The sequence below is a fragment of the Brevundimonas albigilva genome (assembly GCF_023503965.1).
Taxonomy (GTDB): domain Bacteria; phylum Pseudomonadota; class Alphaproteobacteria; order Caulobacterales; family Caulobacteraceae; genus Brevundimonas; species Brevundimonas albigilva.
Genome location: NZ_CP097298.1, coordinates 3,001,169 through 3,018,307 on the forward strand (window position 1 = coordinate 3,001,169; position 17,139 = coordinate 3,018,307).

The following is a 17,139-nucleotide window of genomic DNA, read 5'->3' on the forward strand; positions in this document are numbered from 1 at the left end:
GCCTGGGGACGACGTGTCGCAGCCGGGAACCGCCGGCGGGGTCGGGGTTGGTCTGGTCAAGCTTAGGGGACGGGGATGCGGCGTTGCGTCATCAGCGGCGAGACATGAGGCGCAGCCTGCCGGGCCTGTTCGCCTTCGCGCTGGTCGGACTGGCAGGGTGTGTCGACAAGGCCGATCTGCCGCGACCCGTGGCCCAGGGCGATCCGGCGCGCGGCCTGGACGTGATCCGACAGGTCGGCTGCGCCGCCTGCCATGCAATCCCGGGCGTCGCGTGGCCCGAGGGCCGTTCCGCGGGCGCCCTGGCGGGGTTCGGTGCCCGGCCGCTGATCGCCGGCCGCCTGCCCAACCAGCCGGACGTTCTGGTGCGCTGGCTGATCGACGCGCCTTCGCTGGACGCCGGAACGGCCATGCCGCCCATGCCCCTGACCCAAGCCCAAGCCCGCGATGTCGCGGCCTATCTGTATGAGCTCGATGACGACTGAAACCGCGCCCGGACTGTCCGGCTGGCCCCCGCCCGTGCTCGATCCGGCCGGTCCCTTCGCGGGGCCGATCCAGGTCGTGGCCTGGGTCCTGTTCGTCATGGCGGCGGTGGTCCTGGCCATCGTCCTTTTGGCGCTGGGCGTCGCCCTGTTCGGGCCGCGAAAGTGGAAGCGGCGTGTGGGCGGCGAGCGGCTGGTGTGGATCGGCGGCCTGGCGTTCCCGGTGGTGGTGCTGTCCGGCCTGCTCATCTATGGCCTGGCCACCGGCGCGCGGGTCGCAGCCGAGCCCAAACCCGGCGAGATGCGGGTGCGCGTCACCGGCGAGATGTGGTGGTGGCGCGTGGCCTATCTGGACGCCGACGGCCGCGAGGTGGTCCAGGACGCCAACGAGGTGCACATTCCCACCGGCCAGACGGTGGTGTTCGAACTGGAAAGCGCCGACGTGATCCACAGCTTCTGGGTTCCGCGTCTGGGCGGCAAGGTCGACATGATCCCGGGGCGGCGCAACTTCCTGCGCCTGCAGGCCGATGCGCCCGGGACCTATGGCGGGCAGTGCGCCGAATATTGCGGCGGTCCCCACGCGCTGATGGGGCTGGTCGTGGTCGCGCATGATCCCCGGGCCTATGCGGCCTGGCGCGCGCGTCAGGCGCAGGCCGCCACGGCGGTCGTTTCGGCCCAGGCGCCGCTGGCCTTGATCGATCAGGGACGCGCCGTGTTCGCCGCCTCGGGCTGCGGGGCGTGCCACACCATTCGCGGAACCGAGGCGAACGGGCTAGCCGGGCCGGACCTGACCCACGTCGGATCGCGCCAGACCCTGGGCGCGGGCATCCTGCCCAACAACCAGGGAACGATGGCGGGCTGGATCTCCGACAGCCAGGGCATCAAGCCCGGCAACCGGATGCCGTCCTATCCCGTGTTGACCGGCCAGGACCTGCGCGCCGTCGCCGCCTATCTGGAAAGCCTGAAATGAGTTCGGAAACCGGGTTCGATCCCGAACTCTACAAACGCTTCCCCACGCAGGAGAAGCGGCCCGAGGGCGAGCTGAAGCAGCTTGAGGACGTCTGGTGCGGACCGCGCCGGCCGTGGGAGTGGATCACGGCGATCAACAACAACTTCATCGGCGTCTATTACGTCGGCGCGGCCATGTTGTTCTTCGTGCTGGCGGGGGTGCTGGCGCTGCTGATGCGGACGCAGCTGGCCCTGCCGCTGAACGGCTTCCTGCCGCAGGAGACCTACAACCAGATCTTCACCATGCACGGCACGGTGATGATGTTCCTGTTCGCCGTGCCGGCGGTCGAGGCGCTGGGGGTGCTGCTGCTGCCGCAGATGCTGGGCGCGCGCGACCTGCCGTTCCCCAGGCTGAGCGCCTACGCCTTCTGGGCCTATCTGGTCGGGGGGCTGGCCTTCTTCTGCTCGCTGTTCTTCGGCCTGGCGCCGAACGGGGGCTGGTTCATGTACCCCCCGCTGACGTCCATGACCTATTCGCCCGGGATCAACGCGGACTTCTGGCTGCTGGGCATCGGCTTCATCGAGATTTCGGCCATCGCCGGGGCCATCGAGATCATCGTCGGCGTGCTGAAGACCCGCGCGCCGGGGATGTCGCTGGACAAGCTGCCCATCTTCGCCTGGGCCATGCTGATCTTCGCCTGCATGATCATCATCGCCTTTCCGTCGGTGATCCTGTCGACCCTGCTGCTGGAACTGGAGCGGGCGCTGGACTGGCCGTTCTTCGATGCGGCGCGGGGCGGCGATCCGGTGCTGTGGCAGCACCTGTTTTGGTTCTTCGGCCACCCCGAGGTCTACATCATCTTCCTGCCGGCGGCCGGGGCCATGTCGACGATCATCCCGGTGGTCGCGCGCACCCGTCTGGTCGGGCACCGGATGGTGGTGATGGCCATGCTGGCGACGGGCTTCATCAGCTTCGGCGTCTGGGCCCACCACATGTTCACGATCGGGATGCCGCGCCTGTCGATCAACTATTTCAGCGCCGCGTCCATGGCCGTCAGCGTGCCGGCGGGGGTGCAGGTCTTCGCCTGGATCGCCACGCTGGCGGCGGGAAGGATGCGCTTCAACACGCCGGGCCTGTTCGCGGTCGGCGGGCTGGTGATCTTCGTCATGGGCGGCCTGACCGGGGTGATGGTGGCCATGGTGCCCTTCGACTGGCAGGCGCACGACAGCTATTTCATCGTCGCCCACCTGCATTACGTGCTGATCGGCGGCATGGTGTTCCCACTGTTCGCGGCGATCTACTACTGGCTGCCCATGTCCAGCGCCCGGCCGTTGAGCGAGCGGTGGGGGCGCTGGATCTTCTGGCTGATGTTCGCCGGGCACAACATCACCTTCCTGCCGATGCACCTGACCGGGCTGATGGGGATGCCGCGCCGGGTCTATACCTATCTGCCCGGGCGGGGGTGGGACCTGCTGAACGTCATATCGACGGTCGGCGCCTTCATGTTCGGCCTGGCGGTGCTGCTGTGGATCGTGGACATGATGCGCAACTTCCGCCTCTTCGGCGCGCGCGAGGCCGGCAATATCTACGACGGCCCCGGGCTGGAATGGCTGCCCAACGGCCTCTATTCGCTGCGGTCGATCCCGGTGATCAAGAGCCTGTATCCGGTATGGGACCAGCCGGACCTCGCCCGCGACGTGGCCGCCGGCCGCTATTTCCTGCCCGGCGCGCCCCGCGGCGAGCGCGAGACGATCGTCACCAGCCCGCTGAACGCCGAGCCGCAGTATCTGCAACGGATGCCGCGCCCCTCCAGCTGGCACGTGTGGGGGGCGATCTTCACGGCGGGTTTCTTTCTGATCCTGACCGTCCAGGCCTACGCCGCCTCGGTGATCAGCGGCCTGCTGGCCATCTACTGCATCGTCAAATGGTGCTGGAACATGGATCGGCCGATGGCGCAGGCCAGCGTGGACATCGGCGGCGGCGTGCGGGTTCCGACCTATCGGTCGGGACCGTCCAGCCACGGCTGGTGGGCGATGGTCATCACCCTGATCGTCGGAGGAATGGTCTGCCTCCTGGCCGGATTCGCCTATGTCTTCCTGTGGAGCCGACGCCCGGACCTGTGGATCGCGCCGCCCGACATGTCCGGGTTGATCCAGGGGGTGGGGCTGCTGGCGGTCGCCGGCCTGTGCGCCTGGGGAGGGCCGGCGGCGCTGAAGCTGGACCGCCCGCGCAGCGGCGTGATCGCGGCCGTCCTGCTGTTCGTCGGCGCGGCCGCCCTGGTCGCGGCCAGCGCCACGGACTTCACGACCTGGATGGGGGCGGGGCTGGACCCGCAGGCGTCCGGCCAGGGCGCCACGGTCTTCGCTCTGATGAGCTGGCAGGCGCTGTTCGTCGGAATCGGCGCGATCATGGGCGTCTTCGCCGTGGCGCGCTGGCTGTTCGGGCTGGCGTCGGCGGCGCAACCGGCCACCTTCGAACTGATCGGTCTGTTCCTGGCCTTCACGGCGGGGCAGGGCGCTTTCGTCCTGCTGCTGACCCGCCTGTTCCCGGGGGCTGAGATGCGCAGCTGGCTGATGATGACCGGCGGGCTGCTGGTCTGGGCGGCCCATTTCCTGGGCGTCTATCTGATTTCCAGCCTGGGCGATGTGGCGGCCACGGCGGATGCGCCGGCTTGGCGCGGGGCGGCGCTGGTCTTCAGCGGCGCCTGCCTGGTCGCGGAGGGCGCCGTGCTTTGGCTCCTGGCGCGGCGCGCCCGCGTCACGGACGACGAGGGCCTGGCGCCGTTCACGATCGGCGTCGGGCTGACCGGCGCCCTGGCCGGCCTGATCGGCGTGGTCTGGCAGACCGCGCCGATCCTCATGGCCGGCTGATTCTAGACGATCCAGGCGTGGTCCTGGGTTTGGCGGATGTGGTCGATGTCGTTGGCGGGGATGCGGTGGAGGTCGGCCAGGTCGGGCCCGGCGTCGGCGGCGTGCAGGGCGTCGAACCAGGCAGGCGGCAGGGTGTCGACGGCGGCGATGTCCGGGGCCGGCGCCTTGTGGGCGTCGAACGTCGGCATGACCTGGCCGGTCAGGTCGAGGTCGGCGGCCAGGACGAAGGCGTCGTCGTCGAGGCTGTCCGAACCGATCACGATGGGATCGCGGAAGTCTTCGGGGGCCAGGATCGCCTTGCCCGGCTCGGCGGCGGCCAGGGCGCCGTTGTTCCCGCCAGCGACCTGAATCCCACCCAGCCACAGGCCGGCGGTCAGCCCCACGTGCTCGGCGCTTTCGGAGAAGTTGAGCAGCATCTGGGCGCGGTTCGATGCGCCGCTGTCCAACTGGCTGGTCCAGTGGGCCAGGCCGCCGGCGTCGGGTTCGCGGTTCAGGGTGAAGCGGTACATCTGGGCCACGAAGTCGGCGTTCGACAGGTTTCCGTACTTCTGCTGGAACTCGGCGGCCGAGGCGAAGGCGGCGGCGATGTCGATCAGGGCCGTGCCGTCCTTGAGGTTCTGGGTCCAGACGGCCAGGCCGCCGACGTCAGCCAGGCGGTCGAAGGTGGCGTCATAGAGACGGGCGATGATCTTGGCCTGGTCGTCGGCGACCCACAGGCCGCGGTTCAGCACCGAGGCGGTGTTGTTGACGTGCTCGGCGCTCTCGGAGAAGGCGACCAGCATGTCGGTGCGGTTCAGCGAGCCGTTGTCGAGGCGAGCGGTCCAGTTGGCCAGGCCGCCGGCGTCGGGCTCGCGCCGCAGGGTGGTGCGATACAGCTGGGCGACATAATCCTGGTTGGACAGGCCGCCGAAGTTAGACTGGAACTCGGCGGAATCCAGGAAGGCCTGCGCCATCTGGGTCAGGGTCAGCCCGCCTTCCAGCCGGTCGAGCCAGTTCTCGAAGCCGCCCTGGTCGGACTGGCGGGCCAGGGCGGCGTCGTACATCCGCATCACCTGGGCCGCCTGGCTGGCCGCGTCGAACGTCAGGGTCCCGTCGACGAAGCGCAGGTTCTCGATCGAGACCAGCGCATCGGTCCCTTCGCCGGCCCCAGAGATCGAGGTGCTGTCGGCCACATACATCCGCCGCGCCGAGGCGTAGAGCGCCGTGTCCACGCCCGCGCCGCCGTCCAGAAGGTCATTGCCGCCCGCCGGTCAGGGTGTCATTTCCCGCGCCCGCGGCGAAGATGTTGGCCGACGCATCGCCAATGAAGGTGTCGTTGAAGGCTGTGCCGTAGGCGCCCTCGATCGAGACGAGAGTGTCGATCCCGTGCGCGACCGAGTTGGCCTGACCCGTCGCTAGGTTGACCGTGACCGCAGTCGAGGCGGTGCGATAGTCTGCAATGTCGGTACCCGCGCCACCGTCCAAACGATCGAAACCGGCCCCGCCTATCAGGATGTCGTCGCCGACGTTTCCGTAAAGGATGTCATCCCCCGCGCCGCCGTCCAGAGTGGACCCAATGACGGCGCCGCCCGGCGTGCTGACTCCCGTCAGCGACACATTGATCGTGTAGGTTCGGCCCGCCGTCAGGGGCGCGTAGTCAGATTGCGTCGTCCATTGGCCGACCGCGATATAGAAGACGCCGCTGGCGGGCAGGGTGAAGGTCAGCGACGAGTCCTGCGCCGCGCTGCTGCCCACGTCGCGGGCGCCGTCGTCGTTGGAAGCGAGGATTGCGTCATTCGCGCCGATTAGGCGAATGACGGGATCCATTCCGGGGAGGCGCGATCGATGTCGATCGTCACCGTCTCGCCGGCCGTGCCGGTGAAACAATAATATTCGTACCCGTTTCCGGTCGCGGTGGCGTTTACAGTCGTATGAGGAACGGCGGTCGAAGAGATAATCTCCTGATCGAATTCGCGATCAAAGGAGCCATCGAGCGAAAGCGCTGTTTCCCGCGATCCGATATTCTGAGCCTGAGCTTTCGACAGGTCGGCGATCGCGATCGGCGCAATGTAGGCCTGAGCATACATCGTATCAGATCCGGAACCGCCGATCGCCCTTTCGATCACTGCGCCTTGGGCGATAGCGACATTGCCGCGCAGGCCGCCGACGTTCGAGAAATGCCCCTGACGAAGGTCGATAACCTGACTTTGACTGTAGCCCGAGAAGTCCAGCGTATCGTAGCCGCCGGCGTCCCATACGGCGAAAATCAGTGGCGACGTCGCGCTTGTCGCCGTCAGGAAATCGCGACCAGCGTTCGAGTTGAAGCCGTAGGTCGTATCGCCGGTTCGGGTTGACATGTTGGCGCCATACAGCAGTTGAATCGCCGCGATGTCGTCCAGCAGCGGCGCCGCGGCGTAGTAGCCGCCAAAATTGGCGCCGGTGTTGGTTTCCGACCAGTAGCTCATGATCGAATACTGTCGAGTGTCCTCCGCATAGGTGGAATCTGCATAGGTGGGATCACCGTCTCCTGCATTGTAGTTGCCAGGATGGTGAAGGCCGATTGCATGGCCGATTTCATGCGTCAGGGTGTGACGGCCGTAGTTCAGATAGGCGGGGTTGGCATTGTAGCTCAGGCTGCTGTTGAACCAAGCGTCCCCGGACACGGAATCCGCCGACGTGCTGCCCGGGAAATTGGCGAATGCGGCGGCGCCGTCCGATCCGCTGGAATAGTTGCCGAACACCATGGTCGCGTCATTGGAGTAGCCCGCACCGACCCGAACGAAAGTTATGTTCGCAACATCGGCCCAGGACTGGAGCGCCAACAGAGTCTGCTGAATCTGCACCTCGGTGAAACGGGTGAAGCCCGTGGTGTCGTCCGGCATGGTCGCCGGCGCCGTATCGCGAAAAGAGAAGGTTACGACCGCGCCGGGCCCCCACGTCACGCCCGCGCGGGCGATCTCGAAGGCCGCGCCCTCGATCGTATAGGACGGCAGGCCGCCCGGGGTCACATAGCCGCCGCGATCACCGGCGTTCGCGTCGTAGGGACCTCCGGTCGTGGGGTTTTCAATGGTCAGGCCCAGGCACAGTGGGCAGGCGCAGCGGACGCCGTCGGTGTCGGACGTCGCGCTTTCATCGACCGTGCGGGAAACTTCGCCTGGGAAGGACCGTTCAGACCACATGACTTATGTTCCACGACTCTGACTGTATCTGGATTGACACCAAACACGCACGCGGGCGCCCGTTTGGCAACCCAAGACTGCGATGGCTCGGATGGTGCTGGACTTGTTTTGGTCGATTGTTGCAGCCACGTTTCTCCTTCTAGGCGGAGAAATGTCGTCGTCAGCAAGGATGGACAGGGAGCAGGCCGTCATGGGTCGGACAAGCATGCCGCGATTGCCAGACGCCACGGAACTGGCGGGCGACTGGCGAATTGAGGGGCAAGGCGGCCTGGATTGCGACCTTGTGCTGGATGCGAGCGTGATGCGGTTCGAGGGGGCCCAGGCGCCCGCTCATGACCTGACAGCGGCCACGCGGCGCCTGACGCCGATGGGTTTGGGCGAGGTGAGGGCTTGGCGCCCCAGTCCGGACGGCATCGCCCTGCTCAGGGACGATGGCTCCCTGGTGGTGTTCTTGAATCGAAACGGAACGGCTTACGAAGGCCGGGGCCCGGACGGGGAGCGGTTGCGGCTCGTCCGGGCCTGAGCGGTCGGATCAGCGGCCGAACTTCTGGTGCTGGATGCGCTTGGGGATGATGCTGTCGGCGCCCAGGCGGCGCATCTTGTCCTGTTCGTAGGCTTCGAAGTTGCCCTCGAACCATTCGACGTGGCCGTCGCCCTCGAAGGCCAGGATGTGGGTGGCCAGACGGTCCAGGAACCAGCGGTCGTGGGAGATGACCACGGCGCAGCCGGCGAACTCCTCCAGCGCCTCTTCGAGGTTCTGAAGCGTCTCGATGTCCAGGTCGTTGGTCGGTTCGTCGAGCAGGATCAGGTTGCCCCCCGAGGCCAGGGTCTTGGCCAGGTGGACGCGGTTGCGCTCGCCGCCGGACAGCTGGCCGACCTTCTTCTGCTGGTCGCCGCCCTTGAAGTTGAAGCTGCCGACATAGGCGCGGGAGTTAATCTCGCGCTTGCCGACCATCATGATGTCGGTGCCGCCCGAGATGGCCTGCCAGATGCTCTCGTCCGGCTTCAGGTCGTCGCGCGACTGGTCGACATAGGCCAGCTTGACCGTCTCGCCGACCTTGATCGTGCCGCCGTCGGGCTTTTCCTGGCCGGTGATCAGCTTGAACATGGTCGACTTGCCGGCGCCGTTCGGGCCGATGACGCCCACGATGCCGTTGGGCGGCAGCTTGAAGGTCAGGTTGTCGAACAGGGTCTTGTCGCCATACGACTTCTGCAGGCCCTCGACTTCCAGCACGACATTGCCCAGGCGCGGGCCGGGCGGGATCTGGATGACGGCGAAGGACTGGGCCTGACGGCTGTTTTCCTGCTCCTCGACCATCCGCTCATAGGCGGCCAGACGCGCCTTGGACTTGGCCTGACGGGCCTTGGCACCCGAGCGCACCCACTCCAGTTCGCGGGTGAGGGCGCGCTGGCGGGCTTCGGATTCCGACTGCTCCTGGACGACGCGCTTCTGCTTGGCTTCCAGCCAGGAAGAATAGTTGCCTTCGTGCGGATGGCCGCGGCCGCGGTCCAGCTCCAGGGTCCACTTGGTCACCTGATCCAGGAAGTAGCGGTCGTGGGTCACCAGGATGACGCAGCCGGGGAAGTTCTCCAGATGATGCTGCAGCCAGGCGACGGATTCGGCGTCCAGGTGGTTGGTCGGTTCGTCCATCAGCAGCATGTCGGGCTTGGACAGCAGCAGGCGGGCCAGAGCCACGCGGCGCTTTTCACCGCCGGACAGGTTGGTGACGTCCCAGTCGTCGGGCGGGCAGCGCAGGGCGCCCATCGCCTGGTCGATGCGGCTGTCGATGTCCCAGACGTCGCCGGCGTCGATCTTTTCCTGAAGAGAAGTCATCTCCTCCATCAGTTCGTCGGTGTAGTTTTCGCCCAGTTCGGCGGCGACTTCGTTGAAGCGATTGACCCATTGCTTCTCCTCGCACCAGGCCTCGACGTTCTGGCGGACGTTCAGGGCGGGATCCAGCTGGGGCTCCTGCTCCAGATAGCCGCGCTTGACGCCGTCGGCCGCGCGGGCCTCGCCGGAGAATTCGGTGTCCAGGCCGGCCATGATCTTGAGCAGGGTGGACTTGCCCGAGCCGTTGACGCCGACCACGCCGATCTTGGCGTCGTTGTAGAAGCTCAGCCAGATGTTCTCGAAGATCTTCTTGCCGCCGGGAAAGGTCTTGGTCAGACCCTGCATCTGGAAAATATATTGCTGCGCCATGAGGTGCGGTTTCGCCCTTGGGGTTCGTCGGATGGGGAGGTTCGCGCGGATGTAGCGATCCTGAGGGCCGAGGGCAAATGAGGCGAGGAGCCGGCCGTCCCTTCGGCCGCCGGTCGCGGCGATGTTATTGGTCTTTCGCGGACCGGTGTTCGATCATTCGCGGAGGAGCAGGGACGCGTGATGCGCTATCGGACGCGCGCGGCGGCGCTGGTTGTCGCCTTGATGGCGGCGGGCGTCGCGCAGGCCCAGGGGCGACCGCCGGCGCCCGTGCTGGCGGCGGTGCAGGCGATGGACACGATGTGCCGGGAATTCGGCACGCCCGGAGACAAGAGCGGCCTGCTTCGCGCGGCGGACCTGAACGGCGACGGCGTCGCGGACTGGGTTCTGGACGAGGGCGCCTATGTCTGCGAGGGCGCGGCCAGCCTGTTCGGCGGGTCGGGCGGCTCCCAGGTCAGCGTCTGGGCTGGGCGGCGGGACGGCGGCGCCTCGGAGCCTTTCACCCATGGCGCGTTTGGGGCCGTGATCGACGGCGGACGCCTGTGGTTGATGGTCGGCGGGGAGATGTGCGGCCAGAAGACTGCAGGACTGGCGCGGGCCGAATACGAGGGGTGCCGCCGTCCGCTGGCGTGGGACGCGCGAACGGGGCGGTTCGATTTCGCACCGGTCTCGGAGGCGCGGCCTGTGGACTGACGGGCGCCCGCGCGTTCAGGCGTAGTTGAAGCTGATCGAGATGCGGTCGGACTTGGCCTGATTGGTCGGCACCTCGTGGCGCAGCCAGCTTTCCCACATCAGCACCGTGCCCGCCTGGGGCCGCAGATAGACAAAGGGGCGCTCAGCCTCGGGTGCGTCGTCGGTCACGGACGGGCGGGCCATCATGAAGGGCAGGCGCGGGTCCTCCAGCTTCAGCGAGGAGGCGCCGTCGGGGATGTCGACATAGACGGTGCCGGACAGGAAGGCGTGCGGGTGGAGATGGCCGGTGTGGCCGCCGCCGGGCTTCAGGATGTTGACCCACAGATTGTCGAGGCGCGGCTTTCGAGCCAGGTCGAACTTCAGCGCCTTGGCGTAGGCGACGGCGTGGCGGTCCAGGTGGCGCTTCAGTTCGGCGAACTCAGGGAAGCGCTGGGGCAGGTCGTTCAGTGAGCCGTAGGAGGTGTAGCCGCGATAGGCGTTGGCCCGGCACCAGCGGCGGCCGGCCTCGTCCTCCTGGGCCATCATGCGGCAGACGTCGACCAGTTGGGCGTTGAAGTCGGCCCAGCCCCGGCCGTCGGCGAGGGAGGCTTCATAGACCTGGGTGACGAAGAGGGGGCGCAGGGACATGGGACCGGCTTAGACTCCTGGGCGGCGGTTGAGAAGGTCCGTGCAGGGCCGCTCGCCTCCGGCGCACGTCCGGCTAAGAACCTTCCATGTTCAAGTCTGTCCTGGTCGCCAATCGCGGCGAAATCGCCTGCCGTGTCTTCCGCACCGCCAAGCGGATGGGGATTCGCACCGTCGCCGTCTATTCCGAGGCCGACGCGGACGCCCTGCACGTGCGCGAAGCCGACGAGGCGGTGCTGATCGGGCCGGCGCCGGCGCGCGAAAGCTATCTGGACGGGGCCAAGGTGTTGGCGGCGGCCAAGGCTGTGGGGGCGGAGGCGATCCACCCCGGCTATGGCTTCCTGAGCGAGAACGCCGACTTCGCCGAGGCGGTGACGGCGGCCGGTCTGGTCTGGATCGGGCCGGACCCGAAGTCGATCCGAGCCATGGGGCTGAAGGACGCGGCCAAGCAGTTGATGATCGAGGCCGGGGTGCCGGTGACGCCGGGCTATCAGGGCGCGGACCAGTCGGAGGAGACGCTGACAGCCGAGGCGGCGCGGATCGGCTACCCGGTGCTGATCAAGGCGGTCGCGGGCGGGGGCGGCAAGGGGATGAAGCGGGTCGACGATCCGGCCGATTTCGCCGCCGGCCTGGCCAGCGCCAAGCGCGAGGGGGCGGCGGCGTTCGGCGACGACCGGGTGCTGATCGAACGCTACATCACCCGGCCCCGCCACATCGAGGTCCAGGTCTTCGGCGACCGGCACGGCAACGTGGTGCACCTGTACGAGCGAGACTGTTCCCTGCAACGCCGCCACCAGAAGGTGATCGAGGAGGCGCCGGCGCCGGGCATGAGCGAGGCCGTGCGGGCGGCGGTGACCGGGGCGGCGATCAAGGCGGCCAAGGCGGTCGACTATGTCGGGGCCGGCACCATCGAGTTCATCGCCGACGCCTCGGACGGGCTGAAGGCGGACGGCGTCTGGTTCATGGAGATGAACACCCGGCTGCAGGTCGAACACCCCGTGACCGAGAGCGTCACCGGCGTCGATCTGGTCGAATGGCAGTTCCGCGTGGCGGCGGGCGAGCCGATCCCGCTGAAGCAGGACGAGATCAAGCTGAACGGCTGGGCCATGGAGGCGCGGCTGTATGCCGAGGACCCGGCCAACGGCTTTTTGCCGAGCATCGGCCGGCTGGAGCACTTCGTTCTGCCCGACGACATCCGTGTCGACACCGGCGTGGAGCAGGGCGGCGAGGTCAGCCAGTTCTACGATCCGATGATCGCCAAGCTGATCGTCCACGCGGACACGCGCGAGGCGGCGGCGGCGAAACTGGCCGAGGCGGCGGGCGAGGTGGAAGTCTGGCCTGTCCGCACCAACGCCGGCTTCCTGAAACGCTGCCTCGAACACCCGCGCTTCACAGCCGGGGACGTGGATACCGGGTTCATCGCGGCGGAGGAGGCGGCGCTGCAGCCGGCGGAGTCGGACGAGGCGACGCTGGCGGCGCTGACGCTGGTTGCCGAGGCGGCGGCGGATCGGGTGGAGAGCGGGGCCGACCGGTTCAGCCCCTGGGGCGGGCGACCCGGTCTGTCGTATGGCGTGCGGCTGAACGCGCCGCCGGCCGCAACGGTGTGGGCGCAGTTGGACGGGCGCGGCGTCTCAGCGCCGGTGACGCCGGTCGAGACCGGCTGGCGAGCGCAGGGCGGCGCCGTGGCGCACGTGGGCTTCGACCAGGTGCAGGCGGGCGAGCGGCTGTTCGGCTATCAGGCGGTCGAGGACGGCTTCGTCCTGTTCGTCGACGGCGAGGCGCAACGGGTCACGCCCTATCGCGCGGCCGTCGGCGGCGGCGCCGGGGCCGTTTCTGACGGTTCCCTCCGGGCGCCCATGCCGGGCAAGATCGTGGCCGCGCCGATCAAGGCGGGCGACCCGGTGGCCAAGGGCCAGACGGTCGTCGTGCTGGAGGCCATGAAGATGGAGCACGCCCTGACCGCGCCGTTCGACGGGGTGGTCGAGAGCGTCGCCGTCGTCGGCGAGCAGGTGAGCGAGGCCGCCGTGCTGGCGGTGGTGAAGGCGGACGCCTAGATCGCGGCCATGCCCCTTCACATCATCAAGCTGGGCGTCGGCGTGCCGGACGTCGAATGGCTGGAGCGGCGCGCCGCCAAGGGCGGGCCGCTGGTGGTCCATACGCGCATGACCCCCAAGCGCGCGGCCGAGGTCGAGGACGGCGGTTCGCTGTTCTGGGTGGTGAAGGGGACGATCGTCTGCCGCCAGCCGGTGCTGGACATCTCGACCCTGGGCGAGGGCAAGGCCAGCCGGTGCGAGATCACCCTGGAGCCCAAGGTCATTCGCACCGCGCCGATGGGGCGGCGGCCGTTCCAGGGCTGGCGCTATTTCGAGGCCAAGGACGCGCCGGCGGACCTGGATACGCTGGAGGCCGGCGAGGCGCCCGAAGAGCTGGTGAAACAGCTGCGTGAACTCGGGGCCTGGTAGCCCAGATCCACAAAGATTTTGGGAGTTGACCCCGGCGTGGACGCGTGGCCTGTGCCGCGTCCGATGTCGTTCCTGAGCCCTACATCCCGAACCGCGTTGCGCGACCTGCTGGCCCTGGCCTGGCCGGTGATCCTGGCGCGTCTGGGCATCATGACCATGGGGCTGACCGACGCCATCGTGGTGGGCAACTACTCCAGCCGGGAACTGGCCTATCATTCCCTGGCGTGGGCGCCGACGTCGATCGTGGTGACGACGGCGGTCGGGCTGATGCTGGGCGTGCAGGTGATGACCGCGCGGATGCTGGGCGAGGGGCGCCGTCACGCGGTCGGCGCGGTGCTGCGTCGGGGCATGGTCTATGCCGTGCAGATCGGCGTGGTGTCGATGATCGCCCTGATCGCGGTCGGGCCGTGGGGGCTGGGTCGGATCGGGCTTGAGGACGGGCTGGCGCAAGGGGCCGGACCGGCGCTGGTCGTCTTCGCCCTGTCGATGCCTTTCTATCTGATCTCGGTCGCCGGGCAGTTCTTCCTGGAGGCGCTGGGGCGGCCCAAGCCCGGCATGGCGGCCATGTGGGTGGCCAATGGCGTGAACCTGGCGCTGAACCTGGTGCTGGTGCCCGACCTGCTCGGCGTCGGCTTCGACGGCGCCTTCGCCTCGGCCTGGGCGACGTTCGGGGCGCGCGCGGCCCTGGCGATCTTTCTGGTCGTCTACATCCTGCGCCTGCCCGAGGCGCGGGCCCTGGGCGTGTTCGACAAGCCCGAGCGCGACCCGCAGGGCGCGCGGGACCAGGTCAAGGTCGGCCTGGGGGCCGGGGCGTCCTATTTCATCGAGGTCGGCGCCTTCTCGGGCTTCACCTTCTTCGCCGGCCAGATCGGCGCGGCCGAGACGGCGGCCTGGGCGGTGGTGCTGAACGTGTCGGCCATCGTCTTCATGATCCCCATGGGCCTCTCGTCGGCGACGGCGGTGCTGGTGGGGCGGAGCTATGGCGCGGGCGACGGGCGGGGCGTGCTGAGGGCCGGGCTGGCGGGACTGGGCGTGGTGACGGCGCTGACCTTCGTGGTGGCCCTGGTCGTCTGGCCCAGCGCGCACCTGATCGTGGGGGCCTATAATCGGGACGCGGCGCTGCTGGCGATCGCCGCGCCGGCCCTGGTCCTGGCGACGCTGTTCTTCGTTGCGGACGGCGTGCAGGTGGTGGCGGCCCAGGCCAATCGCGCGGCGGGCGACGTCTGGTGGCCGACGATCATGCACTTCACCGCCTATGGCGCCGTCATGATGCCGCTGGGTTGGGTGCTGGCCCGCCAGATGGGCGTCAACGGTCTGGTCTGGGCCATCATCGTGGCCAGCCTGACGTCTTCGACCCTGCTGGCCGGCCGGTTCGTCCGCATCGCACGGCGCTTGCCGCAAGGCGTTTGAGGAAAGCGCCGCGCCGCTCTATATCCCTGCGCTTCCCCGAACTCCTGGACGATCATGGCCCGCATCCTCATCACCTCGGCGCTGCCCTACATCAACGGCATCAAGCACCTGGGGAATCTGGCGGGTTCGATGCTGCCGGCCGACGTCTGGGCGCGGTTCAAGCGGGCGCAGGGGCATGAGGTCCTCTACATCTGCGCCACCGACGAGCACGGCACCCCGGCCGAACTGGCCGCCGCCGCCGCCGGTCAGGACGTGCGGACCTATTGCGACGAGCAGCACCTGATCCAGAAGCAGGCGGGCGAGGCGTTCGGCCTAAGCTACGACTGGTTCGGCCGTTCCTCCAACCCGCAGAACCATCGCCTGACCCAGCACTTCGCCGAGGCGCTGGAGAACAACGGCCTGATCGAGGAGCGGGTCGACCGGATGATCTATTCGATCGACGACGCCCGCTTCCTGCCCGACCGCTATGTCGAGGGGACCTGCCCCCACTGCGCCTATCCCAAGGCGCGCGGCGACCAGTGCGACAACTGCGGCCGGCTGCTGGATCCCACCGACCTGATCGACCCGTATTCGGCGGTGTCCGGCTCGAAGAACCTGGAGGTGCGCGACACCCGCCACCTCTATCTGCTGCAGACCAAGATCGAACCGGAAATCCGCGCCTGGGTGGACGGCAAGACCGGCTGGCAGCAACTGGCCAAGTCCATCGCCTACAAGCACCTGGACGAGGGGCTGATCGACCGCGGCATCACCCGCGACCTGGCCTGGGGCGTGCCGGTGACCAAGGACGGCTTCCCCCGTCCGGGCATGGAGGACAAGGTCTTCTACGTCTGGTTTGACGCCCCCATCGAATATATCGCCGCGACCGAGGAATGGGCCGAGGCGACGGGCCGCACCTGGCGCGACTGGTGGCGGCTGGACGAGGGGGCGGAAGACGTCCGCTACGTCCAGTTCATGGGCAAGGACAACGTCGCCTTCCACACGGTTTCCTTTCCGGCGACCATCATCGGCTCGGGCGAACCGTGGAAGACGGTGGACCAGCTGAAGGCCTTCAACTGGCTGAACTGGTATGGCAGCAAGTTCTCGACCAGCCAGAAGCGCGGCGTCTTCATGGACCAGGCGCTGGAGCTGCTGCCGGCCGACTACTGGCGCTGGCGCCTGACGGCTTACGGCCCGGAACACGCGGATTCGGCCTTCACCTGGGAGGACTTCCAGGCTTCGACCAACAAGGACCTGGCCGACGTGCTGGGCAACTTCGTCAACCGCATCGTGAAGTTCGCCGAGTCCAAGTTCGACGGCGTCGTGCCCGAGGGCGGCGAGCCGGGACCGGTCGAAGCCAAGCTGGAGGCCGACCTCCGCGCCGCGGTCGCCGAGGCGACCGAGCAGTTCGAGGCGATGGAGTTCCGCAAGGCCGCCCAGGCCGTGCGCGCCGCCTGGGTGCTGGGCAACGAATATCTGCAGGAAGCCGCGCCGTGGACGGCGTTGAAGACCGACCGCGACCGCGCCGCCGTCGGCGTCCGCACCGGCCTGAACCTGGTCGCCCTGTTCGCGCGCCTGGCCGCGCCGATCCTGCCGTTCACCGCGCCGAGGATCGCGGCCTCGGTCGGATCGACCGATCTGTCGTGGCCGGGTGCAGCCGAGGACCTGCTGAACACCCTGCCGGTCGGCGGCGTGGTCCAGGCCCAGGGCGTGCTGTTCGCCAAGATCGAGGATGCGCAGGTCGCGGAATGGTCCAACCGCTTCGGCGGCGCGGAAGGCTGACGGCCTAGCGTCTGTTCCAGGGCGCCTGGCCCAACAGCATCGCCAGGCCGCACCAGCCGGTCGCGCCCGCGGCCGCCAGCGCCGCGCCCAGCAGGCCGGCAAGGACGAAGCCGGCGGGATGGATGGCGAAGCCGGCCAGAACGCCTAGCGTCACCAGCGTCCCGACGACGATCTGCACCTGGCGGAAGATCGAGACCGGCGGGCCGCCGGGCGCCGCCTCGACGATCGGCAGGCCGTCGCGGCGCCAAGCCTCGATCCCTCCATCCAGGTTGAACACGGGCTGACCGCCGGGCGCGACGGCGCCTATGGCGGCGCAGGCCTGGCCGCCGCGCGCGCCCTTCTGGCACTGAAACACGATCGCGCGGTCCGCCGGCAGGTCCATGTCGCGCAGGATCGCCGCCGTCCGGGCCAGGGGCGCCGACAAGGCGTAGGGAATGTGGCTGGCGGCGAACTCGTTCGGCTCGCGCACGTCGATCAGCACCGCCTGGCCAGAGACCAGCAAGGCCATCGCCTGACGGGGGGAGACGGTGTCGACCATG

The 17,139-nt window shown here is 68.3% G+C and carries 15 protein-coding genes; 9 read left to right on the forward strand and 6 right to left on the reverse strand.

The genetic code is table 11. The annotated features are described in order from the left end of the window. Positions 1–104: 104 nt before the first annotated feature. Genes MU852_RS15870 through MU852_RS15880 form a run of 3 tightly spaced genes read left to right on the forward strand, consistent with a single transcriptional unit; the run spans position 105 to position 4,298 of the window. Positions 105–482, forward strand: a complete 378-nt coding sequence (locus tag MU852_RS15870; protein WP_249750363.1) for a c-type cytochrome — start codon at positions 105–107, stop codon at positions 480–482. Next, on the forward strand, positions 472–1,449 hold the full coding sequence (gene coxB / locus MU852_RS15875) for a cytochrome c oxidase subunit II (protein ID WP_249750364.1): 978 nt from the start codon (positions 472–474) through the stop codon (positions 1,447–1,449). The genes MU852_RS15870 and coxB overlap by 11 nt, the downstream gene beginning before the upstream one ends. After that, complete coding sequence (locus MU852_RS15880; RefSeq protein ID WP_249750365.1) at positions 1,446–4,298, forward strand: cbb3-type cytochrome c oxidase subunit I; 2,853 nt, start codon at positions 1,446–1,448, stop codon at positions 4,296–4,298. Before coxB ends, MU852_RS15880 begins: the two co-directional genes overlap by 4 nt. 2 nt (positions 4,299–4,300) lie before the next feature. Here the strand turns inward: MU852_RS15880 and MU852_RS15885 are convergent, their stop codons facing one another. The 3 genes from MU852_RS15885 to MU852_RS15895 are packed head-to-tail and all read right to left on the reverse strand — an operon-like array spanning position 4,301 to position 7,456. Next, positions 4,301–5,509 carry a DUF4214 domain-containing protein gene (locus MU852_RS15885; RefSeq protein WP_249750366.1) on the reverse strand — a complete coding sequence of 403 codons (1,209 nt, stop codon included), beginning with the start codon at positions 5,507–5,509 and terminating at the stop codon, positions 4,301–4,303. 22 nt (positions 5,510–5,531) lie between these two features. Next, positions 5,532–6,104, reverse strand: a complete 573-nt coding sequence (locus tag MU852_RS15890) for a calcium-binding protein (RefSeq protein ID WP_249752003.1) — start codon at positions 6,102–6,104, stop codon at positions 5,532–5,534. After that, positions 6,083–7,456, reverse strand: coding sequence for a M57 family metalloprotease (locus tag MU852_RS15895; protein ID WP_283843671.1), 1,374 nt, complete (start codon positions 7,454–7,456; stop codon positions 6,083–6,085). The genes MU852_RS15890 and MU852_RS15895 overlap by 22 nt, the downstream gene beginning before the upstream one ends. A 91-nt stretch (positions 7,457–7,547) precedes the next feature. On the opposite strand from MU852_RS15895, the gene MU852_RS15900 reads away from it, so the two are divergent. Continuing rightward, complete coding sequence (locus tag MU852_RS15900) at positions 7,548–7,979, forward strand: AprI/Inh family metalloprotease inhibitor (RefSeq protein WP_249750367.1); 432 nt, start codon at positions 7,548–7,550, stop codon at positions 7,977–7,979. Positions 7,980–7,988: 9 nt separating this feature from the next. Here the strand turns inward: MU852_RS15900 and ettA are convergent, their stop codons facing one another. Continuing rightward, entirely contained in the window at positions 7,989–9,656 is a 1,668-nt protein-coding gene (ettA, locus tag MU852_RS15905; RefSeq protein WP_249750368.1) for an energy-dependent translational throttle protein EttA, read from the reverse strand. A gap of 180 nt (positions 9,657–9,836) precedes the next feature. Between ettA and MU852_RS15910 the strand changes: the two genes are divergently transcribed. Continuing rightward, positions 9,837–10,346 (forward strand): hypothetical protein, encoded by a 510-nt coding sequence (locus MU852_RS15910; RefSeq protein WP_249750369.1) that lies wholly within the window; start codon positions 9,837–9,839, stop codon positions 10,344–10,346. A gap of 15 nt (positions 10,347–10,361) precedes the next feature. Here MU852_RS15910 and MU852_RS15915 read toward each other — a convergent pair whose 3' ends face one another. Then, on the reverse strand, positions 10,362–10,973 hold the full coding sequence (locus tag MU852_RS15915) for a TIGR02466 family protein (protein WP_249750370.1): 612 nt from the start codon (positions 10,971–10,973) through the stop codon (positions 10,362–10,364). A gap of 86 nt (positions 10,974–11,059) precedes the next feature. On the opposite strand from MU852_RS15915, the gene MU852_RS15920 reads away from it, so the two are divergent. From MU852_RS15920 to metG, 4 genes are all read left to right on the forward strand, one after another. Next, entirely contained in the window at positions 11,060–13,024 is a 1,965-nt protein-coding gene (locus MU852_RS15920; RefSeq protein ID WP_249750371.1) for an acetyl/propionyl/methylcrotonyl-CoA carboxylase subunit alpha, read from the forward strand. 9 nt (positions 13,025–13,033) lie between these two features. After that, complete coding sequence (locus MU852_RS15925; protein WP_249750372.1) at positions 13,034–13,432, forward strand: DUF1489 family protein; 399 nt, start codon at positions 13,034–13,036, stop codon at positions 13,430–13,432. 63 nt (positions 13,433–13,495) lie between these two features. Then, positions 13,496–14,842, forward strand: coding sequence for an MATE family efflux transporter (locus MU852_RS15930; protein ID WP_249750373.1), 1,347 nt, complete (start codon positions 13,496–13,498; stop codon positions 14,840–14,842). A gap of 54 nt (positions 14,843–14,896) precedes the next feature. Then, the gene (gene metG / locus MU852_RS15935) at positions 14,897–16,600 is read left to right on the forward strand and encodes a methionine--tRNA ligase (RefSeq protein WP_249750374.1); all 1,704 of its coding nucleotides are present in this window, start codon (positions 14,897–14,899) and stop codon (positions 16,598–16,600) included. Positions 16,601–16,604: 4 nt separating this feature from the next. Here the strand turns inward: metG and MU852_RS15940 are convergent, their stop codons facing one another. Then, positions 16,605–17,138, reverse strand: coding sequence for a rhodanese-like domain-containing protein (locus MU852_RS15940; protein ID WP_249750375.1), 534 nt, complete (start codon positions 17,136–17,138; stop codon positions 16,605–16,607). Position 17,139 lies beyond the last annotated feature (1 nt).

Excerpts from the sequence above, each read along its gene's own strand:
- MU852_RS15870 (WP_249750363.1), top strand. The coding sequence starts at position 105 with ATGAGGCGCAGCCTGCCGGGCCTGTTCGCCTTCGCGCTGGTCGGACTG.
- coxB (WP_249750364.1), top strand. The coding sequence starts at position 472 with ATGACGACTGAAACCGCGCCCGGACTGTCCGGCTGGCCCCCGCCCGTG.
- MU852_RS15880 (WP_249750365.1), top strand. The coding sequence starts at position 1,446 with ATGAGTTCGGAAACCGGGTTCGATCCCGAACTCTACAAACGCTTCCCC.
- MU852_RS15890 (WP_249752003.1), bottom strand. The coding sequence starts at position 6,104 with ATGGATCCCGTCATTCGCCTAATCGGCGCGAATGACGCAATCCTCGCT.
- MU852_RS15895 (WP_283843671.1), bottom strand. The coding sequence starts at position 7,456 with ATGTGGTCTGAACGGTCCTTCCCAGGCGAAGTTTCCCGCACGGTCGAT.
- MU852_RS15900 (WP_249750367.1), top strand. The coding sequence starts at position 7,548 with ATGGTGCTGGACTTGTTTTGGTCGATTGTTGCAGCCACGTTTCTCCTT.
- ettA (WP_249750368.1), bottom strand. The coding sequence starts at position 9,656 with ATGGCGCAGCAATATATTTTCCAGATGCAGGGTCTGACCAAGACCTTT.
- MU852_RS15910 (WP_249750369.1), top strand. The coding sequence starts at position 9,837 with ATGCGCTATCGGACGCGCGCGGCGGCGCTGGTTGTCGCCTTGATGGCG.
- MU852_RS15915 (WP_249750370.1), bottom strand. The coding sequence starts at position 10,973 with ATGTCCCTGCGCCCCCTCTTCGTCACCCAGGTCTATGAAGCCTCCCTC.
- MU852_RS15920 (WP_249750371.1), top strand. The coding sequence starts at position 11,060 with ATGTTCAAGTCTGTCCTGGTCGCCAATCGCGGCGAAATCGCCTGCCGT.
- MU852_RS15925 (WP_249750372.1), top strand. The coding sequence starts at position 13,034 with ATGCCCCTTCACATCATCAAGCTGGGCGTCGGCGTGCCGGACGTCGAA.
- MU852_RS15930 (WP_249750373.1), top strand. The coding sequence starts at position 13,496 with ATGTCGTTCCTGAGCCCTACATCCCGAACCGCGTTGCGCGACCTGCTG.
- metG (WP_249750374.1), top strand. The coding sequence starts at position 14,897 with ATGGCCCGCATCCTCATCACCTCGGCGCTGCCCTACATCAACGGCATC.
- MU852_RS15940 (WP_249750375.1), bottom strand. The coding sequence starts at position 17,138 with ATGGTCGACACCGTCTCCCCCCGTCAGGCGATGGCCTTGCTGGTCTCT.